Annotated in this window: 19 protein-coding genes; 8 read left to right on the top strand and 11 right to left on the bottom strand. The window is 57.1% G+C overall.

The annotated features are described in order from the left end of the window. The first annotated feature begins 77 nt into the window (after nt 1-77). Complete coding sequence (locus tag ORG26_RS23470) at nt 78-947, top strand: N-acetylmuramoyl-L-alanine amidase-like domain-containing protein (protein ID WP_266366141.1); 870 nt, start codon at nt 78-80, stop codon at nt 945-947. Between the two features lie 134 nt (nt 948-1,081). Here ORG26_RS23470 and ORG26_RS23465 read toward each other — a convergent pair whose 3' ends face one another. From ORG26_RS23465 to ORG26_RS23455, 3 genes are all read right to left on the bottom strand, one after another. Beyond that, nucleotides 1,082-3,439 carry a T9SS type B sorting domain-containing protein gene (locus ORG26_RS23465; protein ID WP_266366139.1) on the bottom strand — a complete coding sequence of 786 codons (2,358 nt, stop codon included), beginning with the start codon at nt 3,437-3,439 and terminating at the stop codon, nt 1,082-1,084. A gap of 235 nt (nt 3,440-3,674) precedes the next feature. After that, nucleotides 3,675-4,499 (bottom strand): 1,4-dihydroxy-2-naphthoyl-CoA synthase, encoded by an 825-nt coding sequence (gene menB, locus ORG26_RS23460; protein ID WP_266366137.1) that lies wholly within the window; start codon nt 4,497-4,499, stop codon nt 3,675-3,677. 92 nt (nt 4,500-4,591) lie between these two features. After that, complete coding sequence (locus ORG26_RS23455) at nt 4,592-5,047, bottom strand: DUF2452 domain-containing protein (protein ID WP_266369467.1); 456 nt, start codon at nt 5,045-5,047, stop codon at nt 4,592-4,594. 77 nt (nt 5,048-5,124) lie between these two features. Here ORG26_RS23455 and ORG26_RS23450 point away from each other — a divergent pair, with 77 nt between their 5' ends. After that, nucleotides 5,125-6,174, top strand: coding sequence for an AMP-binding protein (locus ORG26_RS23450; protein WP_266366135.1), 1,050 nt, complete (start codon nt 5,125-5,127; stop codon nt 6,172-6,174). Between the two features lie 23 nt (nt 6,175-6,197). Continuing rightward, on the top strand, nt 6,198-6,956 hold the full coding sequence (locus ORG26_RS23445; RefSeq protein ID WP_266366133.1) for a hypothetical protein: 759 nt from the start codon (nt 6,198-6,200) through the stop codon (nt 6,954-6,956). Nucleotides 6,957-7,014: 58 nt separating this feature from the next. Here the strand turns inward: ORG26_RS23445 and ORG26_RS23440 are convergent, their stop codons facing one another. After that, entirely contained in the window at nt 7,015-7,494 is a 480-nt protein-coding gene (locus ORG26_RS23440; RefSeq protein WP_266366131.1) for a hypothetical protein, read from the bottom strand. Between the two features lie 79 nt (nt 7,495-7,573). Next, on the bottom strand, nt 7,574-8,686 hold the full coding sequence (locus ORG26_RS23435) for a helix-turn-helix transcriptional regulator (protein WP_266366129.1): 1,113 nt from the start codon (nt 8,684-8,686) through the stop codon (nt 7,574-7,576). Nucleotides 8,687-8,842: 156 nt separating this feature from the next. Between ORG26_RS23435 and ORG26_RS23430 the strand changes: the two genes are divergently transcribed. Next, nucleotides 8,843-10,273, top strand: a complete 1,431-nt coding sequence (locus ORG26_RS23430; protein ID WP_266366127.1) for an aldehyde dehydrogenase family protein — start codon at nt 8,843-8,845, stop codon at nt 10,271-10,273. A gap of 2 nt (nt 10,274-10,275) precedes the next feature. Here the strand turns inward: ORG26_RS23430 and ORG26_RS23425 are convergent, their stop codons facing one another. After that, nucleotides 10,276-10,716, bottom strand: a complete 441-nt coding sequence (locus tag ORG26_RS23425; protein ID WP_266366125.1) for a response regulator — start codon at nt 10,714-10,716, stop codon at nt 10,276-10,278. 227 nt (nt 10,717-10,943) lie between these two features. Here ORG26_RS23425 and ORG26_RS23420 point away from each other — a divergent pair, with 227 nt between their 5' ends. Further along, entirely contained in the window at nt 10,944-13,835 is a 2,892-nt protein-coding gene (locus ORG26_RS23420; RefSeq protein WP_266366123.1) for a hypothetical protein, read from the top strand. 121 nt (nt 13,836-13,956) lie between these two features. On the opposite strand, the gene ORG26_RS23415 is transcribed toward ORG26_RS23420, so the two are convergent. After that, complete coding sequence (locus ORG26_RS23415; protein ID WP_266366121.1) at nt 13,957-15,075, bottom strand: IS110 family RNA-guided transposase; 1,119 nt, start codon at nt 15,073-15,075, stop codon at nt 13,957-13,959. A 291-nt stretch (nt 15,076-15,366) separates the two neighbouring features. After that, on the bottom strand, nt 15,367-16,245 hold the full coding sequence (locus ORG26_RS23410) for a bifunctional 5,10-methylenetetrahydrofolate dehydrogenase/5,10-methenyltetrahydrofolate cyclohydrolase (protein ID WP_266366119.1): 879 nt from the start codon (nt 16,243-16,245) through the stop codon (nt 15,367-15,369). Between the two features lie 180 nt (nt 16,246-16,425). Between ORG26_RS23410 and ORG26_RS23405 the strand changes: the two genes are divergently transcribed. Then, on the top strand, nt 16,426-16,599 hold the full coding sequence (locus tag ORG26_RS23405) for a hypothetical protein (protein WP_266366117.1): 174 nt from the start codon (nt 16,426-16,428) through the stop codon (nt 16,597-16,599). Between the two features lie 31 nt (nt 16,600-16,630). Here the strand turns inward: ORG26_RS23405 and ORG26_RS23400 are convergent, their stop codons facing one another. From ORG26_RS23400 to ORG26_RS23390, 3 genes are all read right to left on the bottom strand, one after another. Then, a complete protein-coding gene (locus ORG26_RS23400; protein WP_266366115.1) occupies nt 16,631-17,323 on the bottom strand; it encodes an SIR2 family NAD-dependent protein deacylase in 693 nt (230 codons plus the stop codon). A gap of 75 nt (nt 17,324-17,398) precedes the next feature. Further along, nucleotides 17,399-19,987 carry a type I DNA topoisomerase gene (topA, locus tag ORG26_RS23395; protein WP_266366113.1) on the bottom strand — a complete coding sequence of 863 codons (2,589 nt, stop codon included), beginning with the start codon at nt 19,985-19,987 and terminating at the stop codon, nt 17,399-17,401. Between the two features lie 276 nt (nt 19,988-20,263). Beyond that, entirely contained in the window at nt 20,264-20,713 is a 450-nt protein-coding gene (locus ORG26_RS23390) for a CHRD domain-containing protein (protein WP_266366111.1), read from the bottom strand. A gap of 296 nt (nt 20,714-21,009) precedes the next feature. Here ORG26_RS23390 and ORG26_RS23385 point away from each other — a divergent pair, with 296 nt between their 5' ends. Beyond that, the gene (locus tag ORG26_RS23385; RefSeq protein WP_266366110.1) at nt 21,010-23,277 is read left to right on the top strand and encodes an aconitate hydratase; all 2,268 of its coding nucleotides are present in this window, start codon (nt 21,010-21,012) and stop codon (nt 23,275-23,277) included. 164 nt (nt 23,278-23,441) lie between these two features. Beyond that, on the top strand, nt 23,442-23,828 hold the full coding sequence (locus ORG26_RS23380) for a hypothetical protein (RefSeq protein WP_266366108.1): 387 nt from the start codon (nt 23,442-23,444) through the stop codon (nt 23,826-23,828). Nucleotides 23,829-24,428: the final 600 nt, after the last annotated feature.

The raw sequence follows: 24,428 nt of genomic DNA, 5'->3' as shown, positions 1-24,428 counted from the left end.
TTTTAATCGCTCAACAGCGGACGGAATATTCCGTCCGCTGTTGTATTTTCGTCCAGTTTGATGCCCACTTGACCGGAATGATAAGAAGTTTTACCACGCTGTTTGTCCTACTGTTTACCGCTTTTTACGTCCAGGCCCAGAACGCGCCCGTTTCGGAATTCGCTTCCTTAACGCTAACCACCGGTCGTACCCCTGCCGAAACGATGCTGCAGGTCGGCAAGGCCTTTTTGGGGAAACCGTACGTGCCGCATACCCTCGACGGAACCGAGACCGAACAGCTAATCGTCAATTTCGAACAGTTCGATTGTACCACCTACCTCGAAACCACGGTGGCGCTGACGCTGGCCCTGCAGCAGACAAACGGCAGTACCGCCGCCGCAAAACTGGAGCCTGCGTTTCGCAAAATGCTGACCCAGCTGCGTTACCGGGCCGGAGTTATCGACGGTTACGCCAGCCGCCTGCATTACTTCTCCGAATGGCTTCAGGATAACGAAAAAAAAGGACTGATCCGGGACGTGACGCGGCAGATCGGCGGCATGCAGGTTTCCAAACCCGTCAATTACATGACGGCCTGCACCTGGAAATATCCCCGCCTGAGCGACCCCGCCATTTTCAGACAGATTGCGCAGGTGCAGGAGTCGATCAGCAAACAAAGTTTCTGGTTCATTCCCAAAGCGCGCCTCCGCGAGGTGGAAGCCAATATCAAAGACGGGGATATTATCATGCTGACCGCCGCCCGGCCCGGCCTGGACATGAAGCATGTCGGGTTTGCCGTCTGGCAGAACGGGCGTGTGCACCTCCTGCACGCTTCCTCCGACCTCGGCGAAGTGGTCATTACCCAGCAACCGCTGGCGGAGTACGTCCAGTGGAACCGGCGCCTGTCGGGAATCCGGGTCGCCCGCCTGAAGGAATCCGGCCAGCCGATGATGGTACGGGCGGAGAAGTGAAGAAGGCGTGCTTTCGCAGGTTATTGGTTCCCGATGCAGATTAGTTCTCGAAGATTTACGCTGATTGTTTCTGCGTCTGTCTGCGTTTAAAAATCGGCGTCGCAACGGCGAACCGTAAACCTGCGGGAACCAACCTATCGAATCATCACAAACTGCCCTTTGTAGGTTACTTCCTTGTAGCCGGTTTTGATGCGGTAGCTGTAGATTCCGGCAGGAAGCAGGTTGCCCTGATAGCGGCCGTCCCAGGTTTCCTCGTATCCTTTCGAGAAAAACACCAGTTCGCCCCAGCGGTTGTAAATCATCACTTCGCAGTTCCGGTAGGTATCGATGTTCTGGATGACCCAGGTGTCATTGATGCCGTCGCCGTTGGGCGAGAAGGCATCCGGCATATAAAGCCTCCGGGCAACTTCCACGGCCACGCTGGCGGTTGCCGAGCAGCCCGCGGGCTCCGTGATGGTCAGGACGTAACTGGTCGTCTGAGTCGGGGCGGCGGTCGGGGTCAGAATCTGGGTGTTGTTCAGTCCGGCCGGCGGGGTCCAGCGGAAGGTGCCCTGCTGCACGTTGGTCTGAACATTCAGCCGCACGCTGTCGCCTTCAAAAATCAGGTAAGACGTTTCCGCCTGAACGGTGGGAGGAGGCAGCACCTGTACGGTCCGGGACGTCTCGTTACTGCACCCGTTGGCGTTGGTCGCTTTGTAGGTAATCCGGTGCTGACCGGGCCCCGCCACGGCCGGATTAAACTGGACTCCCTGCACTCCGGTGCCCGTAAAAGCTCCTCCCGACGGCTGGCCGCGCAGAGTCAGAGTCCGCCCCGCGGCGCTGCAAACGGGCGCCAGGGAGTCCATCGTGACCACCGGTTTGTCGTAGCGGACCAGCGTGGTGGTGGCTGTCACCCGGCAAAGTTCAGGCGTAGTCACCAGCACGGAATACGTCCCGGACTGGCGGGCGAAAATCTGGTTGGCGGTAGGAGAAAGGCGGTTGCCGTTCAGCGACCAGGCGTAGGTAAAGTCAGCCCCAACGGCCGTCGAAAGCCGGAGCGAATCCCCTTCGCAGAAACGGGTGGCCGTGCTTTGAATGGTGATGTTGGGCGGCGAAACGGTCCGTACCCGCAAGGTGTCCGAACTGACGCACTCGGCCCCGGAGGCCGACACCCGTACGGTGTATAAACCCGGCGTCCGGATGAGAAGGCTCGGCCGGTTTGCGCCCGCAAGGGGTTGCCCGTCGAGCAGCCAGCTGTACTCCTGACCCGCGACGGCGGTACTGGTCACCGCGCTCAGCGTGAGGGTGTCGTTGTCGCAGATGGGAATGCGCCGGGCGGGGTTGATTTTAACGGTAACGCCGGTCCCGATCATGACCTTTGCTTCCTCCGAAATGGTATCCCTGGAACATTGGTTTGAAAAGCTTTTCACGACGCTGTAAACGCCGGATTCCTTGACGGTGAGGGTAGGTCTGTTCTCGCCGGGAATGTTGTTGCCGTTCAATTGCCACTGGAAAGCCCAGCCCGGCTGCGCCTCGACGTTCAGCACCAGCGGGTCTTTGCTGCACCAGTTAAGATCCCGGACCTGCGTCGTGCCCTGCATGATGACGGCCGGGGGCGGGGTGTTCATGGAGCAGTCCACGACCGGAAGCTGAAAATCCCGGCGCACCAGCCCGATGACGGCTCCGTTCCGAACTTCCTCCACCAGGACCGTAAAGACGTACATGCCCACCTGCGTCGGTCGGACGGTCAGTTCGCCCGTTCCCGGATTGATGCGCAGGGCGGGGCTTCCCGGAATGGCATTCTGCTCATTGATCCCGGGGGCCCAGGTAACGGGCGGGTAAAAGTCCCGCGGCTGCGTGGTGCCGTTGAGGTTACTGCTGGTGGTGTAGCCGCGGTAGGGAGTCACCAGCGAATACCGGAGCTGGTCGCCATCGGCATCCCGGGCGCTGAAATTCATGGTAAACGGGGTGTTGACGCAGATATAGGCCCCGTTGGGCGTCAGAAATTCGGGCGACGAATTGCGGAAGGGCTGCCCGTTGCGGTTCATGGCCGGAAATTCCATGTAGAACGCCATGCCGGTGTCTCCGGCCCCCGCCAGGTTCGTGATGTCGTTGTCCCGGCAGCAGCGTTCCCAGACGATGTAATACCCGCCCGGATCGGTATACCGGCTCACATCAAACTGGTACTGAATGGAGTACCGGATGCGGACAATGTTCAGTCGGCGGGCCTTCGAACAGGCTTCGTTGCCGTAGACGAGCTGGGTGATTTCGGGGTTTCGTAAAGTTATGCCTTCAATAAGCTGGGGATTTTGTTTTTGAAAAATGTTGATGCGAATCTGCGGGTCAATCGTCGAGGGATCGTAAACCGCTCCGTTGACAAACTGGTTGACTTCGATCCGAAAAAGCCCGGTGGTGTTCAGGGCCTGCATGGTAATGTCGCCGCCGTGGATGTGTCGGCTGTGGGCTGTTATTGCGCACCACAGCAGCAACCATACGGTCAACAGACGCTTCATTATCGACATGAGCGCTCAGGTTCAGGAATTAAATGGTGTGTGAAAACTCAGCTAACCTAATTCGCTTCTACTCTTAATCGAATTAGTATATGTTAGCTGTAGACTGATAAAGTTAACAAACCGTTGCGGGAAGAGCGTTGGATAACGTGCTAATTTTATTAAATGAATCAATAATCTTTTTAAATGAAAAAGACGCCCCGAAAGGCGTCTTCTCCAGGCGGAAACGAAGGGGTGATCAGGGGAATTTCGGAAACTTGCTGAAATCCGGCTTCCGTTTTTCCAGAAAGGCGTTTTTGCCTTCCTTGGCTTCGTCCGACAGGTAATACAGCAGGGTGGCATCCCCGGCCAATTGTTGAATACCGGCCTGACCGTCGAGTTCGGCGTTGAAGGCGGCCTTCAGCATGCGGAGGGCAATCGGGCTCTTTTCCAGCATCTTACGGCACCAGTCGAGCGTGGCGTCTTCGAGCTGCTCCAGCGGAACTACTTTGTTGACCAGACCCATGTCTAAGGCTTCCTGCGCGTCGTACTGGTCGCAGAGGTACCAGATTTCGCGGGCTTTTTTCTGACCGACGATCCGGGCCAGGTACGAAGCGCCGAAGCCGCCGTCGAACGAGCCGACTTTCGGGCCGGTCTGTCCGAAACGGGCGTTATCGGCCGCAATGGAAAGGTCACAGACCACGTGCAGCACGTGACCGCCGCCGATGGCCCAGCCCGCCACCATCGCCACGACCGGCTTCGGAATCCGGCGAATCTGCATCTGCAAATCCAGCACATTCAGGCGGGGAACGGAATCTTCGCCGATGTAGCCGCCATGACCCCGCACCGACTGGTCGCCGCCCGAACAGAAGGCCTTGCCGCCTTCGCCGGTCAGAATAATGACGCCCACGCGTTCGTCCTGCCGGGCCAGTTCCATCGCCTCGCTCATTTCCCTGACCGTCAGGGGCGTGAAGGCGTTATGTTTCTCCGGTCGGTTGATGCTGATTTTCGCGACACCTTCAAAATACTGAAACTTGATCTCGCGGTACTCTTTGAGGGTCTCCCAGGGGTATTTGCTTTGCATAAAAAGATTGAATTTTGAATGACTGAATGATTGATTGACTGAATGACTGAAAAAAATAGCAGAGCAATTCAATCATTCTGTCATTCAATCATTCAGTCATTATTTTGATAATCATGGTACGTCACGTCCCACGTATGGTCGGCCAGCAGGCGGACGGTGGCGACGCAGCGGTTGAACGGAAATTTACGGCCCCATTCGTTCGGGGCGATCATCGAGAGCAGGTCCGTGCCGTCCCGTTTTTCGTAGAGATAATACGTGTGATTGATGATCGGCTCGAAGCTCATCTGGGCCATGTAGATGCGCTCGGACACTTCGACCCGGTTGCGGATCGCCGTCGCCTGTTCGGCCAGCAGCTGCATCTGGCGGTAAAGCTGCGCCAGCTGCATGTCGGTCTGGTCGTGCATGGCGGCCACGGCCTTACCCTTGATTTTGCCCTTGTCTTCGGGGCGGATAATGGCGCTTCCGGCCGAGTGGGCGTACTCCAGCAGGCCCGGCCGGTCGGTCACTTTATCAGGAGAAATCGGATTCTGAAACTGTTCTTCGTCCATATCGGAGAAACCCGTCGTACGGGGCAACGGTTCGGGATTGTGCAAAAATCCTGTAAAAGTAGTTAGTTTTGGCTGATATGATGCAACTGGATGGCAGATCCGACCATTGGCCGGACCCGCAAACCGATTACGAACGGGAAGCGTTGTCGTTTTGCCGGGACTGGCGGAGCGGACGGGAAACTTTTGTTTTGCAGACCTCCGGGTCCACCGGCACCCCCAAACCCATTCCGCTGACCCGGACCCAGATGCAGGCCAGCGCCCGCCTGACGGGCCAAACGCTCGGACTGACGCCCGGCGACGGGGCGCTCGTCTGCCTGAATATCCGGTACGTGGCGGGCGTGATGATGCTCGTGCGCGGACTCGAACTGGGGCTGCGGATGACGGTGGTCGAACCCGCTTCCGACCCGCTGGAAACGCTGCCGCCGCCCATTCCGCCCTTCGACTTCACGGCGCTCGTGCCTCTGCAACTCGAAACGCTGCTTTCGGTGCCGGGCCGCCGGGAGGTGCTTAACCGAATGAAAGCGGTCATCGTCGGCGGGGCAGCCGTGAGTCCGGCACTCGAAGAAGCCCTGCAGGCCGTGCAGGCCCCCGTGTACAGCACCTACGGGATGACCGAAACGGTTTCCCACATCGCCCTGCGCCGCCTGAACGGATCCGACCGCTCCGATCTGTTTACGGCCCTGGAAGGCGTGGAGCTGGGCGTGGACGACCGTTCCTGCCTGAATATCCGCTCCGCCGCCACGGATTTTGCCCGTATCCAGACCAACGACGTGGTGGAATTGCGGGAAGGCGGCCGGTTTCGGCTGCTGGGTCGGGCGGATTCCATCATCAACAGCGGCGGACTGAAAATTCAGCCGGAACAGGTAGAAGCGGTGCTGAGTCCGCTGCTGGCCCCGCGTCGGTATGTCGTGGTCGGGTTGCCCGACGAGCGGCTGGGCGAGCAGGTAACGCTGGTGCTGGAGGCCGAAAAACTGCCCGAAGCCTTGCTGGCCGAAGTCCGGCATTTGGTTCGTTCGCAAATGGGGCCGTTCTTTGTACCCCGCCAGCAGCGGACCCTGCCGGTTTTTCCCCTGACACCGACCGGCAAAATTGACCGAAAAACGATTCGAACGACACTTATTCCCTGAGGCCAGCCGCCGGGGAACTTTCTATGGACGCATTACAAAACCTGCAGATACGCTTTCAGTCGGCGGCCGAGATGCCCCCGCCGTACACCCATTTCTATACCCTGACGGTTCGGCCGCTGCCCGACCGCCAATTGGAGGTCGCCTTCTCGATTACCTACACCGACCGCGACGAACTGGATGCCGACGAGATCATCGCGGAAGGATTTACGGCGGATGATGATTTTGACTGGAAAGGCAAACTGCCCGCGGTATGGCATCCGGCTCTCGAATCGCTGGTTTCCAAAACCCGCCTTCAGCCGCTTCGGGCCGACAGGCTGCCTAACGACCGGGACTTTTTTGAGCTGACCATCGGTGCCGAAAATGACAAAGGCGGCCAGCCCGCCAACCAGCCCGACTGGCAATACCTGACGCAGGAACTGATTCAGGCCATCTACGAAGCGGCCGGCCGCGAACGGCCTTTTGAACTTACGTTTGTGGATATCCAGCGCGGAACAACGGCGGAAACCCAGTTGACGGCTTCGTTCGTGAAACGAGAGTTGCTGGTCAAAAGCGGGCAGCGGAGCAAAAACCTGCCGTGGGCCGAGTTGCAGCCGCTGATGAGCGAGGTATACGGCGTTCAGTATCTGTATGAAGAGGCGCTGCCGAAACTGCCGAAACGCGACGGGCAATTTCTGAATCTGGGCGAAGAACTCTGGTTTGAACTCGGCCGCGCCGTGGTCGATCTCGACGAGCCCGGGGCCGTCGCCCGCCTGCGGAAAGCCCTCCGCCGACTGGCCGAATAACCACCAAAGACTCTAAAATCAAAGCCCGTCCCGGCAGATTCGCCGGGACGGGCTTCTTTTATTTGCGGAACTCCATTCGTTCCAGAATCTGCCGCAGGTAGTACTGAACCCGTTCCAGGTCTTTTTCCAGCAAAATCTGCTTTAGCTGGATGGCGGCGAGACTTTCGTGCAGGGTTTCCAGCGTAATCTCGTCCGGGGTTTCGATCTCCTCCGGTTCTGCGGACACTTTGGGTTCGCCAATCCGGATGACGTCCCGCGGCTTTTCTTCCACCAGCCGCGGGCCGAGGGCGGGCTGCGTGTTCGGGTCGAGGCGGTGCAGCGTGAGCACCACCTTGCGGGTCGTTTCGAGACTGGCCCGGTCGAGCAGCACCTTCTGAATGTCGTTCTGCCCGGTTCGGGTCTGAAAAAAATCATCCGCTTCGGCGAGCTTTTTCTTGATCGAACGGCCACCCAGCGATTTTTTATAACTCGCAAATAAGTCCCGCCAGTACGAAATATCGCCCTGTGGGTTAAGCAGTAACGGTTTTTCAGCCGTCATGAAGGGTAGGGGGTAATGGTTACTAAATCGTTGAAGGTTTACGGTGTGTGATCGACGGCTCAGCGCCCGGAATGCCCGGCTACTTAATCCGTTCCAGTTCGAAGTTCAGCTCGTTCACCAGCGACCGGACGCGGTCCAGCGAGGGCGGCGGCTCCGGCAACTGCTGGCTCATGAACGCCTTCACTTCCCAGACTTCCAGCACATCGCGGATCGGCACCTCCCGGCTCGGAATGGCCGATTGGTCGGAGGCAAGCAGCAGTGCCCCTTTCAGTTTCACCTGATTAAAGACGCGCCGACAGACCAGCCCCTGGTGCTGAATCAGCAGCATGTACAGTTTTCCGTCGGCAATCTCAAACCAGTTGCGGACAAACTGCCCGACCAGCAGAGCCCCCGGAAAGACAAACTCGTCGCCCGTCTCGAACGCCCGGTAATGGCCCGGCGGCAGCAGAGGCATCTGAAAGGAGGGAAGCCGGTTCAGGAAATCGAGGTGCTGATATCGCTGCTGGTATTCTCCGGCCTGGCTGAGCCGGACAAGCTGGATGGACGTCTGCGGGTGCAGGTCTTCGGCTACCGGTCGGGCGGCCGGGGCGGAGCTGTTTTCGTAGGTATTGTTGAACGCCGGGGGCGGCGGTGCCTGGTAATTGGTCACCACGAACGGAATCGAATTCCGACCGGAAACGGGCCGCGGAACAATCCGCTGCGCGACGAGCCGGATGGGTTCGGGCCCGACCGGACCGCGGGTAACCGACTTGTAATCCGGAATCAGGTCGCCCCGGCGGGGTTCGGGCGCCGGTTCGACCATCCGGGCCGGTTCGGGCGAGTGGTAAAACTTATCCAGAATGGCCGCCAGAGGTTTGGGTTCGGGCTGGCGGAGTTCAGGCTGGCGGGGTTCGGGCGCTTCGGGCAGTTCGCGGGGCAGGGGCGCGGCCGTGCCGATGGGCTCCAGCCGGTCCAGCGGAATGCTGAGGTCCGGCGTTTCGCGGAGCCGCCGCAGGTCGTTTTTAAGCAGGTGATCGACCGTCGTATTAAAGGCCCGCGCGATGGCCATCAGATTGTCCAGGTTCGGATTGGCCCGGGCTTCTTCGTACGCCCCGAGCAGCGAGCGTTTGATGCCAATCCGTCGGGCAAACTGCTCCTGGGTCAATCCGTTCAGGCGGCGCAGATATTTTATATTATTGCTGACAATGCTCATAAAATGCCTTTTGCCAAAGTTATTAGTAATCCCGCAGAAAACAACCGAAAGGCACAATTTACCCGGGCAACGGCCGAAGACCAGCGTTCGGACCCCGCTGGTTTTTAGGGAAAATTTGTATTTTTATTTCCCTGCAAGCGCCTAACCTTCACCAATATGACTACTCTTTCTCCGGAAAAAGACCTTCAAACCGCCTTAAAAGCCCTTTTTGAAGCGCAGCGGCAGCACGCTCCGCTCGTAGCCCAGACCACCGCAGACGAACGCATCGGCAAACTGAAACGGATGCAGGCGTACATCATGGACCATCTGGAAGACATTCAGCAGGCCATGTTCAACGACTTCCGGAAGCCGGGCGCGGAGGCGCTGATTGGGGAGGTCTATTCTCTCAACGGAGAACTGAAACATACCATCCGGCATCTGCGCCAGTGGATGAAACCCCAGCGCGTGCCGACCTCTCTGGCGCTCGTCGGCACGACCAGTTACATCCGCCACGAACCGAAAGGCAACGTCCTGATCATTGCCCCCTGGAACTACCCGTTCGCCCTCTGCATCAAACCGCTGATTTCGGCCGTGGCGGCCGGGAACGTGGCTATTCTGAAGCCGTCGGAGATGACGCCCCACACCGCCGCCGAAGTCCGGAAAATGATCGAAACCCTGTTTCCGCGCGAAGAGGCGGCCGTGGTGGAAGGAGATGCCGCCGTTTCGCAGCAGCTTCTCGAACTTCCCTTCAACCACATCTTTTTCACCGGAAGTCCGGCCGTCGGGAAGGTCGTCATGGCCGCTGCCGCCAGACACCTGGCTTCGGTTACGCTGGAACTTGGCGGCAAATCGCCCTGCATCGTCGATCGCACGGCCGACCTGAAGGCAACGGCCGAAAAAGTGGCGTGGGGAAAGTGCATCAACAACGGGCAGACCTGCATTGCGCCGGATTACCTCCTCATTCACCAGAGCGTCAAGGAGGCGTTTATGGAACAGTACGGCCGGGTCATCAAGAACATGTACGATGCCGAAGGCAAGGGCGTGGAAACGTCCGACAGTTACGCCCGCATCGTCAACGCCCGGCATTTCCAGCGCATCAAATCGCTGCTGGACGAGGCGGTTCGCGGCGGGGCGACCATCACGCTCGGCGGACGCACGCGGGCGGAGGACAATTTCATCGAACCGACCGTGGTCGAAAACGTCACGGATTCGATGCGGATTATGCAGGAGGAAATTTTCGGCCCGGTCCTGCCGGTGGTCACTTACCGGAGCAACGAGGAGGTGGTGAAGCTGATCAACAGCCGGGAAAAGCCGCTGGCGCTGTATATCAACAGCCGGGACGAGGCCAGCATCCGGTATTTTCTGGAGCACACCACGGCCGGCGACACGATCATCAACGACCTGCTGCTCCAGTTCACCAATCCGGAACTGCCGTTTGGGGGAGTCAACAACAGCGGAATCGGGAAGTCGAACGGCTTTTTTGGCTTTCAGGAGTTTTCCAATGCCCGGGGCGTGATGCGGCGGCAGTTTGGAACGATGAAGTTTATTTATCCGCCCTATACCGAAAAAGTCAGAAAACTGATCGGCTACCTGGTCCGGTACGTCTGAACCTACTCGCTGTCCATCGGCAGGCTCACGGTGTCGCGCCAGTAATTCATCAGTTCCTTCACCATCTGGATCAGGTCCGCAAAATGGACGGGCTTGACCAGATACGAATTGGCCCCAAGGCGATAGGCTTTTGCCAGTTCCGCCCGCGAGGAGGTGAGCATCAGCACGGGAATCGTCCGGAAGCGGCGGTCTGCCCGGATGGCCTGTAGGGTTTCAATGCCGTTTTTCAGGGGCATGTTGACGTCCAGAATGATCAGCGAAGGCAGCGTCTGGCCGGATTCCGGGTTAAAGCATTCCTGTAGATACGCGAGGGTCTGTTCGCCATCTTCGACAAACCGGCTATTGTCGAACAGGCCGTTCTGCATAAAGGCTTCCTCCAGCAGCATCCGGTCCTCTTCATCATCGTCGGCAATCAATACGGTAAACGGACGTGTCGATAACATACAAGTTGTGGTTGTGGGGATCACCCTGACTCCCGATTTTCCAATCGGATATTGAAGATAACCTTTGTAAAAGGTTGTAACCAACGAATTACACGAATTTAAAAGCTTTTTAATTATATGTGACCCGATTTGACTGTGCGGTTACAATTAGAAGGCAACATTTGCAGGATTTTTGTATTTCTAGCAAAAAATAAAGTACCATTGCAGAAACGGCTGCTACCTAATCTATGCGATTACTTTTCCTCGCTTTAATCTTCGTTAGTACCCTTTGTCGGGCGCAATTTCTGACCGAACCCGACCAAAACCCCACCTCGCTGCATTGGTTTGTTATCCGAAGTCCGCATTTCCGGGTCATCTATCCCCAGGGAATGGATTCCACCGCCCGGCAGACGCTCATCCGGCTCGAAACGGCCCGGGAGCCGGTCAGCCAGTCGCTGGGGCGCAGACCCCGCCCGCTGTCGGTGATTCTGCAGAACCAGACCACCGTCAGCAACGGATTTGTGACGCTGCTGCCCCGACGGAGCGAGTTTTTTTCAACGCCGCCCCAGAGCCCTTTTCTGGCCGGAACCCTGAACTGGCTCGACCAACTGGCTCTGCACGAATACCGGCACGTCGTCCAGTACGAAAAAGGGCTGACCGGCATTTCCGGAGCGTTTCGCACGGTATTTGGCGATGGCATGCTCGCCGTGATTGCGCAGGGCATGCCGGACTGGTTTTTCGAAGGCGATGCCGTCGGGGCCGAGACCGTTCTGAGCCGCAGCGGACGCGGACGCATCCCCGAGTTTGACCTCGGCCTGCGGGCCAACCTCCTGGCTGGTCGCCGCTATTCGTACCCGAAAGCGGTCAGCGGATCGTTTCGGGACAATGTGCCCAATCACTACGTCCTGGGCTATTTTCTGACCACTTACCTCAAACGCAATCAGGGAGCCAACGCCTGGGACCAGATTCTGAGCCGGTATTACCGATTCCCGTTCTACCCGTTTTCTTTTTCCAATTCCCTGAAAAAAACGACCGGCTACCGGGTGGAAGAACTCTACCGCCGGACGATGCAGGACCTCGAAACGGAATGGCGGGCGCAGCAGGAAGGATTGCCGGTGACGCCGGGAACGCCTCTGGTCACGGGCAGAAACCGGGCGTTTACCAACTACCAGTTTCCGCAGTTTATCGACAACCGCCGGACGGTCGCCGTCAAATCCGGGCTGGCCGACATTCAGCAACTGGTCATTCTGTCCCCGGAAGCTCCCGAACGGCGGGTGCATGTGCAGGGACTTTTCAACGACCCGGACCAGATTTCGGCCGCGGCCGGAAAAGTCGTCTGGACGGAATTTATTCCCGATCCGCGCTGGGGTGCCCGGATTTTTTCGGACCTGAAACTGCTGGACGTCGCCTCCGGAAAAGTGCGTCGGCTGACCTACCGCGGGCGTTTTACGACGGCTTCCCTGTCGCCGGACGCCAGCCGCCTCATTGCCGTGGAGAACGACGAAAACGGGCTGACGCGGCTGGTCGTGCTCGAAACGGCTTCGGGCCGGGCGCGGCGGTCGTTCAGCGGCGCGGCCGGGGTTTTCTACCAGCATCCGCGGTGGGCCGACGACGGCCGGACGGTGGTGGTGGTCCGGCTGGCGGCGGGCCGCAAAACGCTGGAAGAACTGGACACCGAGACGGGCACCCGGCGTCTGCTGCTGCCCGAACGAAACGAAAACCTGAGCCATCCGCAACCCTGGCGAGAGTGGGTGTTTTACAATTCGCCCCGCTCGGGCATGGACAACATTTATGCGCTTAACCGACGGACCGGCCAGCAGTTTCAGGTGACCTCCCGGCCGCTGGGCGCTTACCATGCCGCCGTTTCGCCGGATGGCACGCGGCTGGCTTTTCAGGATTTTACCGCGGACGGGCACCGCATTCTGGAAATGCCGCTGGAACCGGCGCGCTGGCGGCCGCTGGCGGAGGTCAGGGAAGAGGCGGTCCGGTACTTTGGTCCGGTGGTGCGTCAGGATGCGGGGGTGGTGCCGCTGGATTCCTCGGCTGGCCGGACCGTGGCCCGCGCCGAACGGTACCGGCCTCTGGTGCACGCCTTTAACATTTTCAGCTACGGTCCGCTGGTGAGTTCAAGCGGACAGGAACTTCAACTCGGTATTCAATCGCAGGACCTGCTGGGCACGACGCTGCTGGCCGCCGCTTACTCGTACGATGCCACGGAACAGACCGGGGCTTTTTCGACCAACCTGAGTTACCGGGCCCTGTTTCCGATTATTGACCTGGGCTTTACGACCGGGCAGCGCCGCACCTCGGTTTATGTCGACCGACGCGAGCCGCTGGATTCCCTGCGCTCGGACCGCTGGAACTACAACCAGTTCCGGGCCGGACTCCGCCTGCCGCTGAATCTGACCCGGTCCCGGTATCTGCAGAGCCTGAATGCTTCGGTCTTTTATAATTTCCAAAGTGTAAAAGGCTACGAACTTCCCGCCCGGTTTTTTACCGAAGCCGGGGGCAATTCCCTGCATTTCATGAACTACGGGCTGTCGTACAACCTTAGTTTGAAGCAGAGCAAACGGGATGTGGCTCCCCGGTTGGGTATTGGGCTGTCTGCCACGTTGCGTCACACGCCCTTTGGCGGGGCTTTGCGCGGGGAATTGTGGGGTGTTTCGGGCGGGTTGTTCCTTCCGGGTATTGGCCGGCACCACAGCATTCGCTTCCGGGGCGCTTACCAGCAGCAGCGCGGCCTGACCGATGGCGACCGTTCGCGTCTGTACCGGTTTGCCCCGGCCGTGCTGTATCCGCGCGGCGCACCCTACATTGCGTTTGACCGGTTGCTGATTGGCGGGGCCGAATACCACCTTCCGCTCCTGAACACGCATTGGGCGCTGGGCCGGTGGCTTTACGTGCAGCGGGTCAAAGGAATGGTGTTCACCGATGTGGCGCAGGGGCAAAGCCGTATCCCGGCCTCGGGCAACCGGATTCAGCAGGTGACCGGCGATGAGCACACGGTCGGAGCAGACCTTTCCTTTGTTTTTAATCCGCTCCGTTTACGAACCAACCTGGAAGTCGGCGTCCGGACCATCTACAACGTCCGCACCGGCCTCTGGGACCTGCAGCCGCTGGTAATTGATGTTGGATTTTAAAGTCCTAACTCGGAAAGTCGTAAGTCGCTCCGCCATTCCCTAACCTGGCGAAGCCGCTTACGACCGCTGGTACTGTCGTGCTTTGCAAGTTTTGAGTTAGTATTTTTTCAATATCTTTGAATTACCTGTGGGACAAGATGGCTTCGGCCTCTTGGTCCTGTGTAGTCCCGCTAGTCGGGACTATTTTTTTAGCCTGGTCCGATACGTTCTTTGTCGTAGTTGGAGAGTAACTAGGCTCGTACTCAGACCCGTTGCGCCAGAGAGCATAACATAGAGTAAGCAGCTTTTTCTGGACGGCTACATACGCTTTCATTTTGATGCGTGATCGGCTATAGACCCGCTCATAAAGGGCGGCACAGCCAGGTTCACCAAAACGCACCGCATTGAGAGCGGGTAGATGCAAGATACGACGAATGCGACTGTTCCCCTTTTTTGAGATGCGCGTCTTACCGATATGTTTGCCCGATTGGTTTTCCACTACGTCATAGCCAGCAAAGCTCACTAGTTGCCGTACGTTCTCAAAGCCCGTGAAGCCATTTGTCTCTGCCACTAGTGTAGCGGCCGACAGTCGGCCCAGCCCCTTGATGGCACTCAGCCGATCAATGCCTTCCCGTAAAGGTTGATCATCGTCCAGCAGATCATTAATGGCCTGACTGATTTCGGTCAACTGCCTGTCATAGAGAGTAATGAGGTTGTCAAGCTGTTTGAGGATGAACCCATCGCTGAACTGGCTGTACTCAATAGAGTGCTTTTGATTCTGGCTTTGGGTCTTCAGTTCCTGTAACCTTTGGTGTTGACGAGTTAGCATCCGCAGACTGTATATGTTCTTCGAGAGTGGTTGCCAAAGCGGCAGTTGCTGTTCAAGCGTCATACGAGCCAGCCCTTGTGCATCAATGCGGTCATTCTTAGACTTGAGACCCAGGCTTTTGAGGTAGTGCTTTGCTTTGTTTGGCAGGACCACACTGACCGATTGGTCTTTGGTAAACAGATACCAGGCCAGGGTCTCATGATAAACGCCTGTGGCTTCCATGACATAGCGAACCGGTAGGTCTGTCTGCTTACAGTGCTTTCCTAGCCAGGTCATTAGTCCTGAGAAAGCGGCCGCCTTGTTAACTAGTTTAGTGGTTCCTTTGACCGTCACTTTTCCGGTGGTGTCCATAACGGAAACACAAACGTGAATGGTGTCTTTGCCAATGTCAAAGCCCACCCCGTAACGTAGGAAGGTAGCTGTCGCTTTCATAGTGGATAAGGGTTAGAAGTGAACTGACCGCTTTTCTCGTCTTTTGCACATGTATGCAGGATTACAGTACAGAACCGTATCCATAGGTACTGTTGAAGTTACTGAGAAAAAGCAGGGTGGACAGATAGACCAGCGGTACAACATCGTCATCATAGACGTGTTAGCGGCGGAACCCGGGCTGCTGCCCACCCCTGTCAGGGACTAACCCAAAATTGCACTCTTTCCAACTATATCAAAGAAAACCAAAGATATGAGCGGCGGACCGCTTACGACTTTCCGACTTACGACTGATTAATAAACTTCTCTCCTTGCCGCTTTGACTGTATTCTGCATGAGGGAGCAGATGGTCATGAGGCCGACGCCGCCGGGGACGGGCGTGATGAAGCCCGCTTTGGGCGCTACTTCGTCGAACTTGACATCGCCTTTGAGGGCAAATCCGCTTTTCTTGCTGGCATCCGGGACTTTTTCGAGGCCCACGTCGATCACAACGGCTCCTTCTTTCACCATTTCGGCGGTAATAAACTCGGGTTTCCCCAGGGCGGCAATCAGAATGTCGGCCGTCCGGGTGATTTCCGCCAGATTTTTGGTCCGGCTGTGGGTCAGGGTCACGGTGCAGTTGCCGGGGTAGTCGTTGCGCTGCATCAGAATGCTCATGGGCAGTCCCACAATCTGGCTCCGGCCCACCACGACGCAGTGCTTTCCGGCCGTTTCGATTTCGTACCGTTTGAGCATTTCGAGGATGCCCTGGGGTGTGGCCGACACGTATGCCGGGAGTCCCTTGGCCATCCGGCCGATGTTGATGGGGTGAAAGCCGTCCACATCCTTGGAGGGATGAATCGTTTCCATCACCTTATCGGCCGAAATATGGGCCGGCAGGGGAAGTTGCACAATCAGTCCGTCCATGTCCGGATTCTGGTTCACCTCTTCCACTTTGGCCAGCAGTTCCGCCTCCGTGACCGAGTCGTCGAACCGGATGAGGGTCGATTTCATGCCGACTTCTTCGCAGCTTTTCATCTTGCTGGCCACGTAGGTTTCACTCCGTCCGGCGGTGCCAACCAGAATGGCGACCAGATGTGGGATTTTTTGACCATTGGACCGAATTTCGGTGACTTGCGTGGCGATTTCCTGCTTTATTTGCTGCGAGAGAAGTTTACCGTCCAGAAGTTGCATGCGTGATTGGGGCAAAGTGGAGATGCAGTATTGTTTTGTGCCGCGAAAGTAAGTCGTTTCTGACGATTTTCAAGAATTCTACCAGAAAGAGGGGTGTAAGCCGCAGTGGCCCGGATATCGATTGACTTGTCTCAATGGCTTTTAAGAACGACAAATACGACTCCGCTCTCCCTCTTTTTTATGCTCTGGATTCTGATTGGCCTGAATGGAATCATGGCGGTCCTTACCGTCAGGCTGCTGGTCATTGACCGGGAAGTTCTGGCCGAACAAGCCCGCCGCCGGATGATTGCGGCCGTTTTTCTGTTCAACATGGTGCTTCTGACCATCGCGGTGCTCCACCTCTGGAGCCGGTAACTTTCCAACGGAAAAACTCTTCGATCCGGGGTCAGGCCAGAAGCTGCTCGGCGAGCCGCGAAAGGCCCGTCGTGGCCGGTTCCTGAATAAACGTGAGGTTTTTGCGGGGCCGGACTTCCGGACTGTGGGGGTCCACCACGTAGATGGGCACGCCCGGACGCACAAAATTGATGAGGCCCGCCGCGGGGTAGACCGCCATCGAGGTACCGACCACGATAAAAATATCCGCCTCGGCGGCAATCTCCATGGCCGGTTCAATCATGGGCACCATTTCGCCGAACCAGACGATATGCGGCCGGAGCTGGGAGCCTTTTTCGCACAGGTCGCCCCGGTTGAGTTCCCAGCCTTCCACCGGGTACACGAGGGTTTCGTCGGCGGTACTCCTGGATTTGAACAGTTCCCCGTGCAGGTGCAGGACGTTGGACGAACCGGCCTTTTCGTGCAGCGGGTCCACGTTCTGCGTAATGATGAGCACCTCGTACTTTTCTTCCAGTTTGACCAGGGCGTAATGACCGGCGTTGGGCGCAACGTCCAGCGCCTGTCTGCGGCGCTGGTTGTAAAACTCCAGGACCAGGTCCGGGTTGCGCTGCCAGGCTTCAGGCGTCGCCACATCCTCGATCCGGTATTCTTCCCAAAGGCCGTTGGAATCCCGGAACGTACGGATACCACTTTCGGCACTGATACCGGCACCAGACAGAACAACAAGTTTCGGGCGTGGATTCATGATTGAGTAGAAGGCTCGGATGCACAAAGGACACCGGTGACGACTGTCAGGTCCGGTGTCCTCTGCTTACGAAAATTATTTCTTTTTGGCTGCTACTTTCTTCGTGCCTGTCTTGGCCGCCGCAGCTTTCGGTTTGGCCGCCGCAGCTTTTGGTTTGGCGGCCTTCGGCTTTTCGGCCGCCGCCGGTTTTGCGTCGGAGGATTCACCCGCCAGTTCAAGGCATTTTTCGAGCGTCAGCGTCGCCGGGTCCACGTCTTTTGGAATCTTGACATTCCGCTTGCCGACCGCGATGTACGGGCCGTACATGCCTTTGACAACCTTCACCGCCGGATTCTCGGCGAACTCCCGGATGTATTTGTTCGACTCGGTATCGCGCTTTTGCAGAATAAGTTCAATCGCCCGGTCGAGGGTAAGCCCGGCGAGCGTTTCGCCTTTCGGCAGCGAGATGTACTTGTCGTCGAACTTGACGTAGGGGCCGAAGCGGCCTTTGCCCGTCGAAACCGGACGGCCTTCAAATTCGCCCAGCGTTTCCGAGGAGCTTTCCGCCCGTTTCTGCTGGATCAGTTCGATGGCGCGGTCGGCCACGATGGTATACGGGTCGTCTTCTTTCGTGAGCGAAACGTACTTGTCGTCGTGCCGGACATACGGCCCGAACTTGCCGATGGCCACCGTCATTGGTTTGTCTTCAAAGAATCCGACTTCGCGCGGCAGCTGGAACAGGCTCAGGGCTTCCTCCAGCGTCACGTTCTCGATGAGCTGGCCCTGCCGGAGGTTGGCAAACTGCGGTTTTTCCTCGTCGGAAGCCTCGCCGATCTGCACATACGCCCCGTAGCGGCCCATCCGAGCCGTCACCGGTTTGCCTGTTTTCGGGTCGATTCCAAGTTCCTTCACGCCGGCGGCCTGTTTCAGGGACACGGTCGCTCCCGCCACGTCGGTCACCTTCGCGTGGAAACCGCCGTAGAAGTTCTTGATCATGTCCTGCCAGCCCAACTTTCCGCCCGCGATTTCGTCAAAATCCTTCTCGACGGTAGCGGTAAACTTGTAATCGACAATATCCGGGAAGAATTCGACCAGAAAGTCGTTGACCACCATGCCCGTATTGGTCGGGAACAGCTTGGACTTTTCGGAACCGAAGTTTTCCTTGTCGGTCTTCTGCTCGATGGTTTTCGTCCTGCCGCTCAGCACCAGTTCCTGGAAGGTCCGTTCCTGGCCGGGCTTGTCCTGTTTGACGACGTATTCCCGTTTGATGATCGTGGAAATCGTCGGGGCGTAGGTCGACGGGCGGCCAATGCCCATTTCTTCCAGCTTTTTCACCAGCGACGCTTCCGTGTAGCGCGGGGCCGGACGGGTGAACCGCTCGGTGGCTTTCAGCGTGTCGAGGTTGAGCTGCTGGCCGACGTTCAGCGGCGGCAGCATGCCCTTGCTTTCCTCGTCTTCGTCGTCGCGGGATTCCAGGTACACTTTCAGGAAGCCGTCGAACTTGATGACTTCGCCCTGGGCGATCAGCTCTTCCGGGGTCGTCGAGATGCTGATGGTGGCCGTCGTCCGTTCCAGCAGGGCGTCCGACATCTGGGAGGCGATGGCCCGTTTCCAGATGAGTTCGTACAGCCGTTGTTCGTTGCGGTCGTTGCTCGCTTTGCGGTTGGAAAAATCGGTCGGACGGATGGCTTCGTGCGCTTCCTGAGCCGAGTCGTTTTTCGTTTTGTACTGCCGGGTATGGGCGTATTTTTCGCCGAAATCGGCGATGATGGCGTCTTTCGCCTTCTGAATGGCTTCCTGCGAAAGGCTGGTCGAATCAGTACGCATGTACGAAATCTTACCGGCCTCGTAAAGTTTCTGCGCCAGCGTCATGGTCTGCGAAACCGAGAAGGAAAGTTTGCGGGAAGCTTCCTGCTGCAGGGTCGAGGTCGTAAACGGTGGGGCGGGCGACTTCTTGGCCGGTTTGGTTTCCAGGCTTTCGATGGTAAAGATCGCCTGGCGGCAGCGTTCGAGGAAGGCCCGGGCGTCGTCCAGCGTAGGGAGGTTTTTGGGCAGTTCGGCCGTCAGGATCTTGCCGCCTTCGATGAGGAACTGCGCCACTACCCGGTAGCTGGATTTGGCCTTGTGGCCTTCCACTTCCCGTTCGCGCTCGACAATCAGGCGAACGGCCACGGACTGCACCCGTCCGGCCGACAGACCGGCTCCCCGGGCCTTGATTTTTCGCCACAGCACGGGCGAGAGTTCGAAACCGACGAGGCGGTCCAGCACCCGGCGGGCCTGCTGGGCATTTACCAGGTCGAGGTCGATCCGGCGCGGTTGCTGGATGGCGTTCAGAATCGCATTTTTGGTGATTTCACGGAAAACGATCCGTTTGGTATCTTCCCGCAGACCAAGGGCTTCTTTTAGGTGCCAGGATATGGCTTCGCCTTCGCGGTCGTCGTCCGTCGCGAGCCAAACCTCTTCGGCCTCCTTGGCTAATTTCTTTAACTCGTTGATTACCTGCTTTTTTTCCGGCGAAACTTCGTAAACAGGACGAAAGCCGTTGTTCACGTCGATCGCCATGTCGTCCTTGGGCAGATCCCGAACGTGACCGAAGCTTGATTTTACCGTAAAATCCTTACCCAGATAGCCTTCAATGGTCTTCGCCTTAGCCGGCGACTCCACGATTACCAGGTTTTTGGACATAGAGTTATTCAGGTTAATTTGTAAAAATGCGTGTTCCCATTCCCCTCGTTTGCGCCAAAGATAGACGCAAAACCGTCAATAAATGCAAATAGTTTGATGAAACGGTTGCGAAGAGGAGCGGTTCGCAGTTGTAAAAAAGTAACGTTTTGTAGCGGCCGAACGTTCGGAAAAACCGGACCAAAATGCAGGAATAAGCTGCTGGCAAAAAGCGGAATCCGGAAAAATAGAACGGCGACCTTTTGAGAGCCGCCGTTAAAATAAAGTACGGAAGGGAGGCTATTTCTGCTCCGTGATGTTGCCCCGAATCTCTCCGCCGGGGAAAGCCGCCGAGTGCAGATTGACGTAAAACCGTCCGGCCACCATGCTGTCGATCCGGCTCTGGGCCAGCGTTGTCTGCCCGGTGATGGGCGAGGTCAGGCTGTTGAACGGAATAACGACCGGGCCATTCTGCCCCGGCGATCCGGCATGGATGTGCCCGGCTGTGGGCGTAAAGCCGCTGTAGCGGACTTCGTAAGTCATGACCCGCGTGGTCCGGTCGATGCTGCCGGTGAAGGTGCCGGTCGCGGCGGAGGTGGTGGCCGGTACTTCCTGCTGGCCGTTCAGCGTGGCCGTCAGGCGGGTGGTATTGTTTGCCGGAACGTCGTCATCGTCATCCTTGCAGCCAGTAAAAACCAGGGAGGCCGCCATCACCAGCGACAGAGGCCAGAGGAACAATTTACTTTTCATGGGTAGATCAGTAAGCGTGGAATATTTTGTTATCGAAACAAGATACGAACCGGCGCGTCATTTGGATTTTTCCGGTCGTTTTTCCGACAATACGGTCCCGGCTTATTTATATCCATTTCAATTTAGCAACATAAAATTCCGCCCGTTTTTACTTTAGACCTAAAATCATCTAATTTTGGCACGCTGAGCGGAAACCGTCCGGCCGTGAACCGAAACCCTTCCGTAAATGGTTGGTTCAATAGAGTAGTCTTAGTTTTGTTACCCGTACTTTTCACCGAATCAAATTCCTATAGCCTATGGCGTTCGATTTTGACATGATTCAGCGCGCCTACGCCCGTTTCGGCGAGCGCGTTGAAGCCGCCCGGAAGGTTGTTGGGCGTCCGCTCACCCAGTCCGAGAAGATTTTGTATGCCCACCTGAGCGCCGGCATCGCCGAAAAAGCGTATGCCCGTGGGAAAGATTACGTCGACTTTGCGCCCGACCGCGTAGCGATGCAGGACGCAACGGCCCAGATGGCCCTGCTTCAGTTCATGCAGGCGGGCCGTCCGCAGGTGGCCGTTCCCTCGACGGTTCACTGTGACCACCTGATTCAGGCGGAGGTTGGTGCCGCGCAGGACCTTGCCAACGCCAACAATAAAAATAAAGAGGTCTACGACTTCCTGGCTTCGGTCTCCAATAAATATGGTATTGGTTTCTGGAAGCCCGGTGCCGGGATCATCCACCAGGTTGTGCTGGAAAACTACGCGTTTCCGGGCGGCATGATGATCGGCACGGACTCGCACACGCCGAACGCGGGCGGTCTGGGCATGATTGCCATCGGTGTCGGCGGCGCGGATGCCTGCGACGTGATGGCGGGTCTGCCGTGGGAGCTGAAAATGCCCAAACTGATCGGGGTGAAGCTGACCGGCAAACTGTCGGGCTGGGCTTCGGCCAAAGACGTGATCCTGCGCGTAGCCGGTATCCTGACCGTAAAAGGCGGAACGGGCTGCATCGTGGAATACTTCGGCGAAGGCGCCGAAAGCCTGTCCTGCACGGGGAAGGCGACCATCTGTAACATGGGTGCTGAAATCGGGGCAACGACCTCTATTTTCGCCTATGATGAGAAAATGGCCGACTACCTCCGCAGCACCGAGCGCTCCGACATCGCCGAAGCGGCCAATGCCGTGGCGGCTCACCTGCGCTCGGATGACGAGGTTTACAACGACCCGGCTACCTACTTCGATCAGGTGATCGAGATTAACCTGTCGGAGTTGGAGCCGCACATCAACGGTCCGTACACGCCTGACCTGGCGTGGCCGCTGTCCAAATTCGCCCAGGCCGTGAAAGAAAACGGCTGGCCGGAGAAGCTGGACGTGGGCCTGATCGGTTCCTGCACCAACTCCTCGTACGAGGACATCACCCGCGCCGCTTCCGTTGCCGAGCAGGCGATTACGAAGAATCTGAAAACCAAGTCGGAATACACCGTAACGCCGGGTTCCGAACTGGTTCGCTACACGACCGAGCGCGACGGGCTGCTGAATACCTTCGAGCAGATCGGCGGCGTCGTGTTGGCCAACGCCTGCGGGCCCTGCATCGGGCAGTGGGCCCGTCATATCGACGACCCGAACCGGAAAAACTCCATCATCACGTCCTTCAACCGGAACTTCGCGAAGCGGAACGACGGGCTGGCTTCGACGCACTCGTTCGTGGCTTCTCCGGAAATCGTGACGGCTTTCTCGATTGCGGGTAGCCTGACGTTCAACCCGATGACGGACACGCTGACCAACGAGGCCGGTGAAGAAGTAAAACTTGACGAACCACAAGGTATCGAACTGCCGGTCAATGGCTTTGCCGTAGAAGACGCGGGCTACCAGGCTCCGGCCGAAGATGGCAGCGGCGTGCAGGTACTCGTCAGCCCGACCTCGGACCGTCTGCAGCTGCTCGATCCGTTCCCGGCCTGGGAAGGCACCGACCTGACGGGTCTGAAGCTGCTCATCAAGGCGAAAGGCAAGTGTACGACCGACCACATCTCGATGGCCGGTCCGTGGCTGAAGTACCGCGGTCACCTCGACAACATTTCCAACAACATGCTCATCGGGGCCGTGAACTTCTACAACGAGAAGACCAACACGGTGAAAAACCAGCTGACGGGCGAATACGCCGAAGTGCCGACGGTACAGCGGGCGTACAAAGCGGCCGGTATCGGCTCGGTGGTTGTCGGCGACGAGAACTACGGCGAAGGTTCGTCGCGGGAGCACGCCGCCATGGAGCCGCGTCACCTCGGCGTTCGGGCTATCCTGGTGAAATCGTTCGCCCGGATTCACGAAACGAACCTGAAAAAGCAGGGCATGCTGGGTCTGACGTTCGCCAACCCGGCGGATTACGACAAGGTCCAGGAAGACGACACCATCGACATCCTCGGCCTGACGGAGTTCGCTCCGGGCAAGCAGCTGACAATTCGCCTGAACCATGCCGATGGCACGTCGGACGAATTCCCGGTGAACCATACCTACAACGAACAGCAGATCGAGTGGTTCAAAGCCGGTGCGGCCCTGAATCTGATCCGCCAGAAGGTAGGCGCGTAACTGTACCGACGCATTAAATAGCGTCGATTCGGAGGCGGCAATCGTGAAAGCGGTTGCCGCCTTTGTTTTGGCTGACCTTAATCACGTCTGCGGCAAACTTTCTTCATGGGTGTGGTCTGCCGAAGCCTCTACTTTTGGTCATTCACCAGTTAAGACCAACTACCATGACAACCGAAAGCAAATACCTCTTCGACCTGCATACAGAACACACCGAATGGATAAACGCCCTGAATCTGTTTGAGGACCAGCTGCAGATCATGACCGAGCGGCTGGCCGAAGTCAGCGCGAAAAACACGGCTCCGGAGGTGAAGATGGCAGTAGAGCAGTTTCAGAACCGCCTTTACATTCAGAAAAACGAACTGGATTACCTGCGCCACGACATCAAACAGGCCGAGAATGCCGTGGTGGCGGAGGTCGAAGCGAATCCGGTGGCGACCGATCACCGCAAGATGCAGGATGATCCGCAACTCCGGGATCGCGTCAATACCTACAAAGCGTTACTGAAAAACCTCCGGGCGGAATTCAACCAGTTTGCAGGAGAAAATCTGTAGTTTCTTCATCTTCAAACGGAATGGCCGGCTGTGCAAGCCGGCTTTTTTGGTTTTATGGGCGGGGAGGAGTGGGAGAACAGGAGGGTGGGCGGCTCGGGCTAATGTAAAAGTAGTAATGAAGGAGAACACTATTTTGTCATAGAATGAAATAGAACTTCGTGTAGTTTTCGTGTCTTATGAAACAAAATTCATAGAAGGCGAATGATATTTCCTGGAAAGCGAATATTATTGCATCATATTACGCGGAGAGCTTCCTCTGATTCATCACCTGATCATGGCTCATGAAAAGGAGATTCTTAACTTGGAAACTGGAGTACTTGAAAATGTGCACAACAACTTCATGCAGCTTTAAATCGACAAGTTAGTTCTAATCATTAAGATAACCGGAGAAAACCCAATGGCCGTCAAAGTGTTTACCTAGCTTCTAAAGCTGAAGAACAAACGTAATGCCTAGATCGTATCACAGCCAACTCAAGCAGAAGTATTAAGAGTAACGACTAAAACATTTCAGTATTCTATTTTATACCGCAAAGAAAAAAAGTCTATAACAATTCTAATATCAGGAAACACAAATAGTTACGCTGTTAACGCCCAGATAGC

The sequence above is a fragment of the Tellurirhabdus rosea genome (assembly GCF_026278345.1).
Taxonomy (GTDB): Bacteria; Bacteroidota; Bacteroidia; order Cytophagales; family Spirosomataceae; genus Tellurirhabdus; species Tellurirhabdus rosea.
Note: the sequence above shows the minus strand (reverse complement) of the source record. Positions and strands in the feature narration are given on the sequence as shown.